Below are 13,333 nucleotides of genomic sequence, written 5' to 3' on the forward strand. Positions count from 1 at the left end.
TCTGATTAAAAATACATTTACAAATCCATTATATTTTTTTACTTTTACATCCTTACTTTATTTACATTAAACAGAATTTCAGTAATATTTTTTAGTACAACTAAATAAATTGGAACAATTCTAAAAATAAATGAATATTTTTAAAGTACCAATTGACAGCATCATCCAATGTAGTCTACTATATTACTAACAAAAAGTTTACCTAAGGAAACTTTTTAAACTTAAACTAACAATATAGAGATGAGGTAACTTTTATGGTATCGACTAATATAAAACCACTTTCCGAATTTAAGACAGGAGAGTTTGTACAAATTGAGAAGATACAATTAGAAGGAACTATGAAACGACGTTTATTAGATTTAGGATTTATCCCTGGCGCAACGATTAAAGTATTACAACGCAGTCCACTTGGAGATCCGGTCGCTTATCAAGTAAGCAACACAACTATCGCGCTACGCAAGGAAGAAAGTTCCCTTATTTTCGGGGTATTAATAGGAGATGATTTCAGATGAGCAAACATCGCATCGCTTTAGCTGGTAACCCGAATACCGGGAAAAGTACATTATTTAATACTTTAACAGGCTTAAAACAACATACTGGAAACTGGACGGGAAAAACTGTTTTAAAAGCTGAAGGGGAATATGAACATAACAGTAGTAAATATACATTAATAGATTTACCGGGAACTTACTCACTATATTCAAATTCTGCGGATGAAGAAGTAGCAAGGGATTATATTATATTTGAAAAACCAGAAGTAACTGTAGTTGTTATAGATGCAACTGCTATGGAGAGAAATTTAAATTTAGCACTCCAAGTGATGGAAATGACAAGCAACGTAGTCATTTGTATTAACTTAATTGATGAAGCTGAGAAAAAAGGCATCGTTATTGATGAACAGAAATTAGCAAAATCACTTGGTGTACCTGTAGTTAAAATTTCTGCTCGTAACAGAGTTGGTATCGGTCATTTACTAAGTGTCATTGCCAAAGTAGCAAACAAAAAGCTAATTCCAACACCAATTAAAATTTCTTACAGCGAAAAAATCGAAAGTATGATTCAGGAATTAGAACCACAAATTTATAAAGTGTTCGGTGATACGTATCCAGCACGTTGGATTGCGTTACGTATATTAGATGGAGATAAAAATTTCTTAACTACACTTCAAAAACATCATAACGAACCACTTGTAAGGGAGGTCGTAATCAATGGAATCTCACTCAGCCAGTAAAGCTCTTCCATTAGACTATATTATTCAACACGCTCAAACACTTTCAAAAGAAGATATACGAGATGATATTGTCGGAGATATTTATCGAACATCTGCAAGCATCTGTAAAGAATCTGTTCAATATACAAATACGGATAAATTATATCGTTCTGAAAAACTAGATAAAATTTTCACATCCCCGATCTGGGGATTCCCAATTATGCTCGGTATTTTATCTATCATTTTTTATCTTACAATTGCAGGCGCTAACGTACCATCTGATATGATTGCTGAGTTCTTCGGATGGGCCGAAGGATATTTAACATCTTGGTTCCAGGCAGCTCATGCACCTGAATGGTTACATGGCATTTTAATACTTGGCTTATTCCGTGGTATCGGTGCTGTTATTAGCGTTATGTTACCACCTATGGCCATCTTTTTCCCTATGTTCGCACTATTGGAAAACTACGGATACTTACCACGCGTTGCGTTTAATATGGATCGCTTATTCAAACGCTCTGGTGCACACGGCAAACAATCTTTAACAATGGCAATGGGATTCGGTTGTAACGCTGCAGCTATTATGTCAACACGTATTATTGAATCGCCACGTGAACGTATGCTTGCAATCTTAACGAACAACTTCGTACCTTGTAACGGTCGCTGGCCTATGTTAATTTTAATGGCTTCATTATTTATGGCTGCTGGTTATACAGGTAGTATGCAAACATTAGTTACTGCCGGCGTTGTAGTTGGAATGGTTGTAATTGGTATCGTTATGACATTAACTGTTTCTTGGGTACTATCCAAAACAGCTTTAAAAGGCGTTCCAACCCACTACACACTTGAGTTACCGCCGTACCGTAAGCCAAAGGTTTGGAATACAATTGTGCGTGCAACACTCGATAAATCAGTCTATGTTTTAAAACGAGCTGTAGTTGTAGCTGCCCCTGCGGCTGCATTAACTTGGTTACTTGCTAATATTTTCATCGGTGACACAAGTCTACTTATGCATTTTGTAAACTTCCTAGATCCATTTGCTAAAATGCTAGGACTTGACGGCTTTATTCTAGCTGCTTTCATTCTTGGACTACCAGCGAATGAAATTGTTATCCCAATTTTATTAATGTCTTACTTATCAACCGGGGCTTTAACTGAAATAGATGATTTTAATCAAATTAAAAATTTATTCTTAGAAAATGGTTGGACTTGGTTAACAGCGTTAAACACAATGTTGTTCTCACTTCTTCATTTCCCATGTGGAACAACACTGGTTAACATATATAAAGAAACAAAAAGTGCAAAATGGACATTCTTATCTTTTGCAATCCCTACCGTTATCGCCATTGTTGTGACATTCCTCTCTACACAATTGGTACATTGGTTAGGGCTTGTATAAAGCAAAGCATACATAGAAGGTATCCCCTTCACATATGCTTTGCACGAAAGAAACCTGAAATCATTCAGGTTTCTTTTTTTGCACATCAGTATTCCAAGGCTGCGCTCCATACGTTGTGATTCTTTTATGAATGTAGTATATGGTTCCCGGAAGAACTGCCATTAATATCGTGCAACTAATTCCTAATCCAGTAAACACCTTTCATCACCTTAATTCACTCTTTTCGGTAAAGCTGAACCTGAATGTTCAATTGTCGGATTAACATGGACATTAATTTCAGCATCACTAAAGTAATTTTTACCTTGATCCCAATTCTTACTTATTTTTTCCCACTCTTTATAATTATGTCGCTTATACACTTCCCCTAATTCTAATACATCTACCTTATATTTTTTTTGAACAAGTGTAATTGATTTTTTAATACTCTTCTCCATTTCATCTGATATATTCTTCTCTAAACGCTTTTCATCCAAAACTTTGTTATGATTACTAAAGTGTAACTCAGCTAATGTACCTTCCAGGGATAAATGAACATCAAACTTCGGTTTTGTAGCATTTTCCGTAGACACTTGGATCTTTCGGCGCAACTTATGGATTTCATATGTAATAAGTTGATTCTTTTTACGAATGGTAAAAAAACCTCCAATTTTTTTACCTATTACATAGTTCAACCCTAATGTTTGTTCTCCATTCAAACGTCCCACACACTTATTATCCTTCCCTCGAAACAGTCCTGCCCCGTCCATTTGTACTCCTTGTTTTGTTAGAATGAGAATAGGTAATACAAAGCTTCGCTTGGAAGTCATCTTTTCCTGTACGTCACCAATTCTTGATGCTTCAATCATTTGAGCATTTTTAGGAGGATGCTCAGCTAACATATCAATATACTGCGCCGGTAAGTTTTCAGGCTTTGCACTCTGCTTTAAAATCGCCTCTGCATTCTCCTTCGAAACGAACAAACGAATATTTCTTCTCATCTCATGATCGCGAATATATAAATCTAACGTATTTTGTAAAACATATGGCTTCGAGAGTAATTCTTCAGAGAAAATAATTACTTGTATATGCGGAAAAAATAATGTACGACTAATTTTTTTTGCGATAATCCTTATTTGTTCAAACACACTATCTGCTTTCGCACTTACGTTAATATAATTCTCATTATCTCCAGCCCCTTGCCCACCCTGTTGCGACAATTTACTTGGAAGTACCATCTGATACGTCCCTTTCATAACTGGATTCGATTGCTTTTCTTTCACAATATCGTAAGCTGCCCCCACTACAAATCCCCTTTCTTCTATCTCCTCTAACTCAGAACACCCACTCATAAATCCAATTAAAACCATAACCATTACAAGTTTAAGAAGGTGTTTCATTTCCACCATTCCTTTTTTTTATTTTATATACAATTAAGACTAACAAAGGTGCTAACACAACAAACCCCATATCAATCCAAGCTAAATAAGTTCCGTAACTTGATAAAGTATCTAAATTACCGGGCAACATATTCACCATAAAAATAATAGGAGCACTTACGAAGATAAAAATATGTTTCTTCACTTTCGGAAACATGGCGCAAAACAATAAAGATGCGACGTCATAATACATTGCTGTAGTGTTATAGATAGTAATAATCCAAGTCGTGAAAAAAATTGCATCGAACCTTTCTAAAAACCCTCCACCAATTTCAATTTCTTTTCCTAATTCAATTGTTGGATATGTCAATCCACGAGTTGCCATATACGTAAAAACACTAATACAAGTTACATAAATTAAAATGTATGAGAGCACATTTACTATCACTGCTTTTGCAACTGCCATTGGTGCCTTTTTTGCTGCCTTATCATTCAACAACACAGCATAAAACAGAGCTACCTCAAATCCAATAAATGTGAATATAGAATTTTTCACCCCAACAGCATATTGACTTACTTCCGTTTGAAAAGCAGGTAATAGATTATTGATTTCCATTAAATTTATATTCAATAAAGAAAGCAGTACTATCGCAATTAAAACAATAGGTAAAAACAGAACATTTAATCTTAATAAAGCTGCTCTCGATCCTGCTATTCCATAAACAACAACTAATAAGAAGAAGAAGGATAGTAGCTGTACCGGCGTATCACTAAATAAATACGTTTGCGAAATTATGGCAATCATTCGCGATTCATATGCTGTCAAAGCTCCAAACGTCAATACTAAAACTATACTAATCGTGTATGCCACCGGCTTTGTCAAATGCGCACTCGTATATTGAACAAAGTTTTGTTTTGGAAATAAAATAGCCACCCTCGTTACAAACCAGCCTAAAACTGCACATATCAATCCACCCAAAAGCAAAATAATCCAACCATCTGAAAATAAAGTTTGGTTAGCAATATCCCTTGGCATAGATAATGCGCCTATACCAATAATGGTCGATGATACCGCAAACCCAATTTCCCGAGATCCAATTTCTTCATCGCCATACTCAAATGGTTTCAATTATTTTCGCTCCTTTGGACGTATTGTAGAATCTTTTGTTTGCAAGTACTCCGGTCTCTCTTCCAACATTGATTTTGGCAAACGGATAATTTCTTCTTTCCAATCTTTATAAAATGCAGGAGCAATTGGAGTTGTATACGGCACACCAACGCTCGTTAAATTTGTAATATGAACAGCAAGTGCAATAAGTGCTAAAATAATTCCATACAAACCAAAAGCAGTCGCCGCTAACACAAAGACGAAAAGTAAAATCCGAAACGTAATCGTAATGCTATATACAGGGAGAGAAAAGGTAGCAATAGCTGTAACCGCAATAATAATAACTAAAAACGGATTTACAATTCCTGCGTTCACCGCCGCTTCTCCGATTACAAGACCACCTACAATCCCAATTGTTTGCCCCATCGGTTTCGGTAACCTAATTCCCGCTTCTCGTATTAACTCCATCGTTAATGCCATCATTAACGTTTCTATATAAGCAGGAAACGGAACACCTTCCCTTGCGCCAGCAATTGAATAAGCAAGTTTAGAAGGAATAAGCCCTTGGTGATATGATACGAGAGCTACATACATCGCTGGCATTAACACTGCAACTATACCAGAACCCATCCGCAAAATTCTTAATAAAGTCCCAATTACCCAGCGCTCATAATGATCTTCCACAGATTGAAAAATATCAACAAATACTAGCGGAGCTATAAGGGCGAACGGTGATCCATCTACCAAAATAGCCGCTTTTCCTTTTGCTAATGAGGCCACAATATTATCAGGCCTTTCCGTATTCAAAAACTGTGGAAACGGCGACAAATTATTATCTTGAATTAATTGCTCAATCGTACCCGTCTCAAAAACGACATCTGTCACTATGGATTGAAGACGCCGATCTAGCTCTTTTACAATGTAAGGATTGATAATGTCTTCTATATATACTAACGTCACTTCTTTTTGGGATCTCTTCCCCATAATATAAGATTGAAACCTCAGCTTTGGGTCACGTAAACTACGGCGAATTAACATTTTATTCACGTTAATATCTTCATTTAATCCAATCCTCGGTCCACGTATTAAATCTTCTGTTACTGGCGATTCCAAGCTTCTTTTTTCCCAAGCTCTACTATTAATCACGATAGCGGTTTGAATATTATCAATTAATATAACCGTATCTCCCGCTAAAATCGCATTTATAATATCCGGAAACGTTGTCTTCTTACCAACTTCCGCAATAGAAATAAAACGATCTAATAACGTCTGAATGATAGCTGCTTCTTTTTGTACTTCTTCATATTGAAGTGTACGAACGACATATTTATAAACATTATCCTTATCTGTTAACCCACATAAAAAAATAACAGCACAGCGCGTAAAACTACCAGCAAGGGCAACTTCCCTAATCGTTAAATCATTAGGCGAACCTAACTCATCCCTAATTTCTTTCATAACTTCAAATAAGTTACCTTTTAGCTCTAACAAGTCCCCCACCTAACTTCCTTTTCAACAAGTTTTTAGTTAGATTCCGCTAATAGAAGAAAATATATACAAAAAAGAGCTATCTCTTTTCAAAGATAGCTCTAGCTCACGGATTACTTTCCTACTATTATATTGTCTGTTTTTATAGATATATTTTTTGTGAATCCACTAACGATAAACATCACAATCATATTCATTAACAATGCGACTATACCTACATTTAAATCTTTTATATATTGAGGGAAACCCGGAAACATCGTAGCTATAGTTGAACCAGATAAAGTAATATACGCAACCACTAACAACCCAATCCCCATCCCTGCAATTGCTCCTTGCTTCGTAATAACTTGACGTGGAAACAAACTACACACAAGGGCCGGGAAAAGTTGCGTCACTATACTATACCCCATTAAAAGAAGTGCCCCTATTGTTTCTCCACCTTTAAATGTAAACAATACTGCAACAAGTGTTACTACAGGCACAAATAATTTTGCAACTTTCGCAACTTGTCTATCTGAAGCAGATGGGACCATTGTTCGGTAAATGTTTTTTGCTAACAAAGTAGATGCCGCCATCACAAGCATGGAACCTGGAACTAATGCGGTTAAAACCCCAGCACTACCAATAATCCCAATAAACCACGGATCAAAAGTTTGAAGGGCCAGACGGAATAACGAAAGGTCTACATCCCCTCCCTTTAATCCAGGCACTTGCAGTATAGCAGCAAAACCTGCAAAGAATACGAAAAGTAAAACTAAAGAATAGAGTGGCATAATGGCCGCATTTTTACGAAATACTTTCTCATTTTTTGCAGAGAAAGCAGAAGCGAATGTATGGGGCCACATATAGAAACCGAGAGCTGTTAATACAATAGTAGAAACAAACCAAGAAATGCTCATTCCTTCATCAGGTAAAGATAAAAAGCCTGGTTTCGCTGCTTCTACCGCTTCAAACATCGGCTGAAATCCTCCGTAATAATGATACGGTAAATATATACCTAAAAACATAACGATAAACAGGATCATAATATCCTTTAAAGCAGCTGTCCAAGCAGAGCCATGTATACCTGAAACCATTACATATATCGTTATAACAATTGCGCCAATCCACACTGCAATAACTGGTGATACCCTTCCGTAAGACGCTTCCGAAACGATAATTCCTAATCCTTTTAACTGTAAAACAAGGTATGGGATAATCGAAATAACCCCAATGATAGAAACGATAATGCCAAGTGTCTGACTCTTATATTTCTTCACGAAAAAATCCGGCTGCGAAACGAGATTATGCTCTTTCGCATACTTCCAAATTGGAGGCAATAAAAAGTAAGATAAAATATAAGCTAGTGCACCATAACCTAAAATATAGAAAGTAGGCGCTCCTTTACTATACGCCCATCCACTTCCGCCTAAAAATGTGAACGTCGTATAAATTTCACCTGCCATCAGAAGAAAAACAAAAATAGTGCCAAAGCCCCTTCCACCAACTGACCATTGTTCTAAATTCATATCTTTTCCATGTTGTGCCCGAATTCCTAAAAATAGTGCGAGAAATAGAAATAAAATAATGATAAGTAATGCGGTCATTTTACATCCCCTTTATTAGCAGGATCGAATACGTAAACAATCCCCATACAAAGAGACGTAATGAGAACCGATAATAATACCCAAAATAATAAAAATGGCATCCCTAATACGTAAGGAGTAACTGAATTAGCAAATACTGGTCCAATAACTAAACAAAAAACTGGAATAAGCGCTACTACGTGTATTTTCTTCATCTCATTCTCCTTTACTTATAAAATTCATAATGGATGATACAAAGACTTCCACTCCAATCGGTAATGCATCTTCATCAATTGTAAAACGAGGGTGATGGTGAGGATATATAATTCCTTTCTCTTTATTTCCCGCTCCGATAAAAAAGAATGTCCCTGGTGCCTTTTGTAGAAACGCTGAAAAATCTTCCCCAGCCATCGTCGGCTGTAAACGAGTAACGCGTTCCCTTCCATAAAGCTGTAATGCTGTTTGCTCAATAACCTCTGTAACTTCATAATCATTTACTACCGGTCGATATCCATATTCATAAGAAAATGTATATTTCGCCCCGTAAGCTTCCGTCACATGCTTCACAATCCGTTCAATCCTTTTCTCTGTTACTTCTCGCAACTCATGTCTTAAACTCCGCACTGTCCCTTCAATCTCCGCTTGTTCTGGAATCACATTATGTGTTGTCCCAGCGTGAAATTGCGTAACAGATACTACAAGGGAATCTAACGGATCTGTGAGGCGAGATACAACTTGCTGAAGTTGCGCAACAACTTGTGTACCGATTGCAATACTATCAACCGTTTCATGGGGTATTCCAGCATGTCCACCTTTTCCTTCTATCGTAATTTTAAAAACATCTGGGGCAGCCATTGCAGGACCATAAATTACACCTATTTGACCAACCTCTAGCGACGCCCAAAGGTGAGCACCAATAATATAATCCACACCTTCCATTACACCCGCTGCAACCATTTCCTCTGCACCGCCAGGAAAGTTTTCTTCTGCATGTTGGAAGAGAAAACGAATCTCCCCTTTAATCTTCTCTCTTTCCTCTACTAACTTATGTACAACCCCAAGTAATATCGCTATATGTCCATCATGGCCACATGCATGCATCACACCTGGATATGTGGAAATAAAATCAAACTCATTTTCTTCGTGAATAGGAAGAGCATCCATGTCAGCACGAACCGCGATGGTTTTACCAGGCTGTTTACCAATTAACCTTGCCATTACACTATATTTAGTAGGTCTTGACACTTCTAAATGTGGGATTTCCCGAAGTATATTGAATACAAACTGTGATGTTTTTTCTTCTTGAAAAGATAATTCTGGATACTTATGAAAATGCCTTCTCCACTCAATCAACTGATTCTTTAATAAAACAAGTTCCTTTGCGACATCCATTTCTCTTCATCCCTTCTTCACTAAGTTAAATGTTATTATAACGTGAATTGTTAACTTTTGAAAGAATCTTCTGAATTTTCCGTTACTGTGAACTAAAAATAAAAAGCCATCAAAAAGATGACTTTTTCATTATTATAAAATAGTGATTGCTTGTTTCCCCATTTGCTCCCAAGCTCTCTCAAACTCTGCACGCGGAACAGCCAAACGCGGATTATTTTTAAGCGGATCATTTACATACACAAAGTTTTGATCATATCCAATTACTACTACACTATGCTCAAAATATGTAATTTTCACTTCGCCAGAGCTTGTCTTCCATGTTTCAAAACTACTCTCAGCTAGTGGTTTAAACGTTGTATTAATAATGACCCATACTGGCGACCCAGAACTAACTACTTTATACATATCTTGCACGTCTCTACCTGTTAAATTAACTACTTTTCCAGGAATATATTTTTCTGCTAAATTAAAAATGGGTTGATTATATACACCATATCCTGGCTCTGCCTTCGTATAAATATTTCCAACGAATCCCTCATAAGGATTTCCACGTAAACCATTTTGTTCAAATGGAACACGATGAATCTCGCTAGCAAGTTGCATCTTATCTACTTGTATACCTTTGTATTGCAGCAACATAGCCAAACTTGTAACTTCACATCCACGAGGTAATTCTGGTAACTGTTTTATAAACGGAACATTTTCAATCATAGTCGCTTCCTTCATTTCAGATAGAAACTCTAAACGGAACACTTGCGCCTTTTGTATAATTTTATCTTTTCCTATAAAAAACGCGGCAGCAAATATAATTCCAAAAACAAAAAGATATTTTAACTTTTTCATTTTAAACAAAACTCCATTAATTATTATTTTACAGACATACCTCCTATCATTGTACCTTTCTTCTTACTAGTTTGCTAGAAAGATTCTGTGAATTATTGTTCACACTTTAATAGTTATAAGATTCTAATTATTTTTAATAAAAAGAAAAAACGATATACTTTTCTGAATATTTTTGTTAAAATCGAAATAATTAACATAGTGAAGATATCACCTTGTTAATAAAAACATTCTTAAAGTATTTAGTCATAGTTCGCATTTTTACATACTCCATTCATTTCATAATAAATAAACCGAGTATGTATCACATCCCCCACTAATGATTAAAAACTCGGAATGAAAATCAATTCATACATACAAGAAAATAACGAGGTGAGGGGCATATGAATCAACAAGTAGAACAAACAGATTTAAAACGAACAATGAAAAGTAGACACCTATTTATGATTGCACTTGGTGGCGTTATTGGAACTGGCCTATTTATGGGATCTGGTCAAATCGTCCATAATGCCGGTCCTGGTGGTGCTATTCTTGCATTTTTAGTCGGTGGATTTGTTATGTATTTAACGATGTTATGTCTTGGTGAATTATCCGTTGCTATGCCAGAAGCAGGTTCATTCCAAAGCTATGCAAGTAAATTTATTTCACCTGGTTTTGGATTTGTTGTCGGTTGGATGTACTGGTTAAATTGGGCTGTTACAGTTGGGGTGGAGTTAACAACTGTAAGCATTTTAATGAAACGCTGGTTTCCAGATGTTTCTTCTTGGATTTGGTGTGTTACATTTGCAGCAGCACTCTTTCTTGTAAACGCATTATCAGCAAAGGCATATGCAGAAGCAGAATTTTGGTTCGCAAGTGTAAAAGTTGCGACCATTGTTATTTTCATCGTACTCGGTGGTGCAGTTATGTTCGGTCTACTAGACTTTAACGGAAAACCAGCGCCAATGCTTCACAATTTCACTGAAAATGGCGGATTATTTCCAAACGGTGCATTAGCTGTTCTTCTTACGATGATTACAGTAAATTACTCCTTCCAAGGAACAGAATTAATCGGAATTGCTTCAGGAGAAAGTGAAAACCCTGAAAAAACAATTCCAAAAGCGATTAAAAATACCATTTGGCGCACTCTCTTCTTCTTCGTCCTAGCAATAGCAGTTGTTGTAGGTTTACTCCCATGGCAAGAGGCTAATCTAGTCGAAAGTCCATTTGTACTTGTATTTGATGTGGCTGGTGTTCCATATGCAGCTGACATTATGAACTTTGTTATTATTACAGCAGTATTATCCGTAGCCAACTCTGGTCTATACGCAAATTCTCGTATGCTTTGGGCGATGGCAAAGCAAGGAATGGCAAGTCCAGCTTTTACAAAGTTAACGAAAAAAGGTGTGCCACTAAATGCATTAATTTTCAGTCTAATCTTTGCAAGTTTGTCTCTATTAACAAGTATATTTGCGGCAGATACTGTCTTTTTAGTTTTAACATCTATTGCAGCTATGGCCGCTGTCGTAGTTTGGATGTCAATCGCGGCTTCACAGTTTTTCTTCCGTAGAAACTTCTTAAAAAACGGCGGAGACATTAACGATTTAAAATATCGCACACCGCTTTATCCAATCGTTCCAATCGTAGCATTCTCACTCAACTTCATTACATTTGTTAGTTTAGCTTTCATTCCAAATCAGAGAATTGCTCTTTATTGCGGTATTCCATTTATGATTATTTGTTACATTTTATACCAATTAAAATATAAAAAAGTTGTCACATTTGAACAACAAATACACCTAAAAAAAGAAGTAAACTAAATATACAAAATATTCAGCTATCTTCCTTATGATAAGATAGCTTTTTTCTATTTCTTGGATATCTTGGTATAACTTTATTTATCTTAAAATTTTCACAATCACGTTTTTCTCTGGAAAATAGTTTACAATGTAATCAAGTTACAAATGATATTCACCTTAAAAAGTGTGCATTTGTGTCTATTTTTTAACAATATCATAAAAACTATTGCCATCTATAAATTAATAGGTTTATATTGTTTTATTGGCATAGTTTCAATCCAAGGAGAAAGGAGATTTTCAATCGTGCAACTAAAGAAAACGTTTTGGAAGCTGGCTTCGCTTCTTCCGTTATCATTACTTCTGTTCCTCGGTGGCTGTGATAAAAAACTCGCAGTATTAAATCCGCAAGGACCTGTTGCAAAAGCACAGTATGATTTAATTGTTTGGTCATTCTTGCTTATGTCATTAATTATCGCAATTGTATTCATCTTGTTTACAGTCATCTTGATTCGTTATCGTGAAAAACCAGAGAATATGGACTATGAGCCACCTGATCAACACGGTAACACATTATTAGAAATCATTTGGACGCTTGTTCCTGTTATTATTGTTATCGCACTATCGATTCCAACAGTAAAAGCAACTTATGCTTCGGAAGAGGTTCCGGAAGAGTCCAAACATATTAAACCAGTTGAGATTTATGTTACATCTGCAAACTGGAAATGGTTATTCAGTTATCCAGAGGAAAAAATTGAAACCGTTAACTATTTAAACATCCCAGCTGGTGTACCAATTCAATTCAAACTAACTTCTGTTGGTCCAATGAATGCTTTCTGGGTACCAGAACTTGGTGGTATGAAGTACACTATGGATGGCATGATTATGGATCTTTATTTACAAGCTGATAAGCCAGGTTCTTACCTAGGCCGTAGCGCGAACTTCTCTGGTGAAGGATTCACTCACATGGAGTTCGAAGTTGAAGCAAAAACTAAAGAGAAGTATGACAAGTGGGTAAAAGAAGTACAACAAACTGCTCCTAAACTAACAGAAGATAAGTACAACGAAATTGTTAAACCTGGTGTAGTTGGTCGTATGACATTCTCTAGTCATCACTTAAGTTATGTAGATCCAAAATCACTTGAATATTGTGATTACAACTACTACAAAAACAAAAAATAATAGCTATTATTCCAACAGA

General features: G+C 36.1%; 13 protein-coding genes. 5 read left to right on the plus strand and 8 right to left on the minus strand.

Annotated features, from left to right (window positions below):
* The first annotated feature begins 254 nt into the window (after nucleotides 1–254).
* The 3 genes from KI369_RS14730 to KI369_RS14740 are packed head-to-tail and all read left to right on the plus strand — an operon-like array spanning nucleotide 255 to nucleotide 2,609.
* Nucleotides 255–512, plus strand: coding sequence for a FeoA family protein (locus KI369_RS14730; RefSeq protein WP_212956462.1), 258 nt, complete (start codon nucleotides 255–257; stop codon nucleotides 510–512).
* Nucleotides 509–1,231 (plus strand): FeoB small GTPase domain-containing protein, encoded by a 723-nt coding sequence (locus KI369_RS14735; RefSeq protein ID WP_212956463.1) that lies wholly within the window; start codon nucleotides 509–511, stop codon nucleotides 1,229–1,231. The genes KI369_RS14730 and KI369_RS14735 overlap by 4 nt, the downstream gene beginning before the upstream one ends.
* On the plus strand, nucleotides 1,209–2,609 hold the full coding sequence (locus tag KI369_RS14740) for a nucleoside recognition domain-containing protein (protein WP_212956464.1): 1,401 nt from the start codon (nucleotides 1,209–1,211) through the stop codon (nucleotides 2,607–2,609). The genes KI369_RS14735 and KI369_RS14740 overlap by 23 nt, the downstream gene beginning before the upstream one ends.
* 60 nt (nucleotides 2,610–2,669) lie before the next feature.
* Here KI369_RS14740 and KI369_RS14745 read toward each other — a convergent pair whose 3' ends face one another.
* From KI369_RS14745 to KI369_RS14780, 8 genes are all read right to left on the minus strand, one after another.
* Nucleotides 2,670–2,807: a hypothetical protein gene (locus tag KI369_RS14745; protein ID WP_212956465.1), complete on the minus strand. Its 138-nt coding sequence runs from the start codon at nucleotides 2,805–2,807 to the stop codon at nucleotides 2,670–2,672.
* Nucleotides 2,808–2,818: 11 nt separating this feature from the next.
* Nucleotides 2,819–3,985 (minus strand): Ger(x)C family spore germination protein, encoded by a 1,167-nt coding sequence (locus KI369_RS14750; protein ID WP_212956466.1) that lies wholly within the window; start codon nucleotides 3,983–3,985, stop codon nucleotides 2,819–2,821.
* Nucleotides 3,969–5,093, minus strand: a complete 1,125-nt coding sequence (gene gerLB, locus KI369_RS14755) for a spore germination protein GerLB (RefSeq protein ID WP_001991771.1) — start codon at nucleotides 5,091–5,093, stop codon at nucleotides 3,969–3,971. The genes KI369_RS14750 and gerLB overlap by 17 nt, the downstream gene beginning before the upstream one ends.
* On the minus strand, nucleotides 5,094–6,572 hold the full coding sequence (gene gerLA, locus KI369_RS14760; RefSeq protein WP_212956467.1) for a spore germination protein: 1,479 nt from the start codon (nucleotides 6,570–6,572) through the stop codon (nucleotides 5,094–5,096).
* Between the two features lie 101 nt (nucleotides 6,573–6,673).
* Complete coding sequence (locus tag KI369_RS14765; RefSeq protein ID WP_212956468.1) at nucleotides 6,674–8,146, minus strand: sodium:solute symporter family protein; 1,473 nt, start codon at nucleotides 8,144–8,146, stop codon at nucleotides 6,674–6,676.
* Nucleotides 8,143–8,340, minus strand: coding sequence for a DUF3311 domain-containing protein (locus KI369_RS14770; RefSeq protein WP_212956469.1), 198 nt, complete (start codon nucleotides 8,338–8,340; stop codon nucleotides 8,143–8,145). The genes KI369_RS14765 and KI369_RS14770 overlap by 4 nt, the downstream gene beginning before the upstream one ends.
* A gap of 1 nt (nucleotide 8,341) precedes the next feature.
* Nucleotides 8,342–9,517, minus strand: a complete 1,176-nt coding sequence (locus tag KI369_RS14775) for an amidohydrolase (RefSeq protein WP_212956470.1) — start codon at nucleotides 9,515–9,517, stop codon at nucleotides 8,342–8,344.
* Nucleotides 9,518–9,649: 132 nt separating this feature from the next.
* Nucleotides 9,650–10,360 carry a C39 family peptidase gene (locus tag KI369_RS14780; RefSeq protein WP_212956471.1) on the minus strand — a complete coding sequence of 237 codons (711 nt, stop codon included), beginning with the start codon at nucleotides 10,358–10,360 and terminating at the stop codon, nucleotides 9,650–9,652.
* A 380-nt stretch (nucleotides 10,361–10,740) separates the two neighbouring features.
* Here KI369_RS14780 and KI369_RS14785 point away from each other — a divergent pair, with 380 nt between their 5' ends.
* Together KI369_RS14785 and KI369_RS14790 are read left to right on the plus strand one after the other, a co-directional pair.
* Entirely contained in the window at nucleotides 10,741–12,156 is a 1,416-nt protein-coding gene (locus tag KI369_RS14785) for an amino acid permease (protein WP_212956472.1), read from the plus strand.
* A 282-nt stretch (nucleotides 12,157–12,438) separates the two neighbouring features.
* Nucleotides 12,439–13,314: a cytochrome aa3 quinol oxidase subunit II gene (locus KI369_RS14790; protein ID WP_001176180.1), complete on the plus strand. Its 876-nt coding sequence runs from the start codon at nucleotides 12,439–12,441 to the stop codon at nucleotides 13,312–13,314.
* The last annotated feature ends 19 nt before the right edge of the window (nucleotides 13,315–13,333 follow it).

It is taken from the genome of Bacillus sanguinis (genome assembly GCF_018332475.1).
Lineage (GTDB): Bacteria > Bacillota > Bacilli > Bacillales > Bacillaceae_G > Bacillus_A > Bacillus_A sanguinis.

What these genes read in the sequence shown, in the direction of transcription:
- KI369_RS14750 (WP_212956466.1), bottom strand. Translation starts at nt 3,985, where the DNA reads ATGAAACACCTTCTTAAACTTGTAATGGTTATGGTTTTAATTGGATTT.
- KI369_RS14780 (WP_212956471.1), bottom strand. Translation starts at nt 10,360, where the DNA reads ATGAAAAAGTTAAAATATCTTTTTGTTTTTGGAATTATATTTGCTGCC.
- KI369_RS14740 (WP_212956464.1), top strand. Translation starts at nt 1,209, where the DNA reads ATGGAATCTCACTCAGCCAGTAAAGCTCTTCCATTAGACTATATTATT.
- KI369_RS14735 (WP_212956463.1), top strand. Translation starts at nt 509, where the DNA reads ATGAGCAAACATCGCATCGCTTTAGCTGGTAACCCGAATACCGGGAAA.
- KI369_RS14765 (WP_212956468.1), bottom strand. Translation starts at nt 8,146, where the DNA reads ATGACCGCATTACTTATCATTATTTTATTTCTATTTCTCGCACTATTT.
- KI369_RS14775 (WP_212956470.1), bottom strand. Translation starts at nt 9,517, where the DNA reads ATGGATGTCGCAAAGGAACTTGTTTTATTAAAGAATCAGTTGATTGAG.
- KI369_RS14770 (WP_212956469.1), bottom strand. Translation starts at nt 8,340, where the DNA reads ATGAAGAAAATACACGTAGTAGCGCTTATTCCAGTTTTTTGTTTAGTT.
- KI369_RS14785 (WP_212956472.1), top strand. Translation starts at nt 10,741, where the DNA reads ATGAATCAACAAGTAGAACAAACAGATTTAAAACGAACAATGAAAAGT.
- KI369_RS14730 (WP_212956462.1), top strand. Translation starts at nt 255, where the DNA reads ATGGTATCGACTAATATAAAACCACTTTCCGAATTTAAGACAGGAGAG.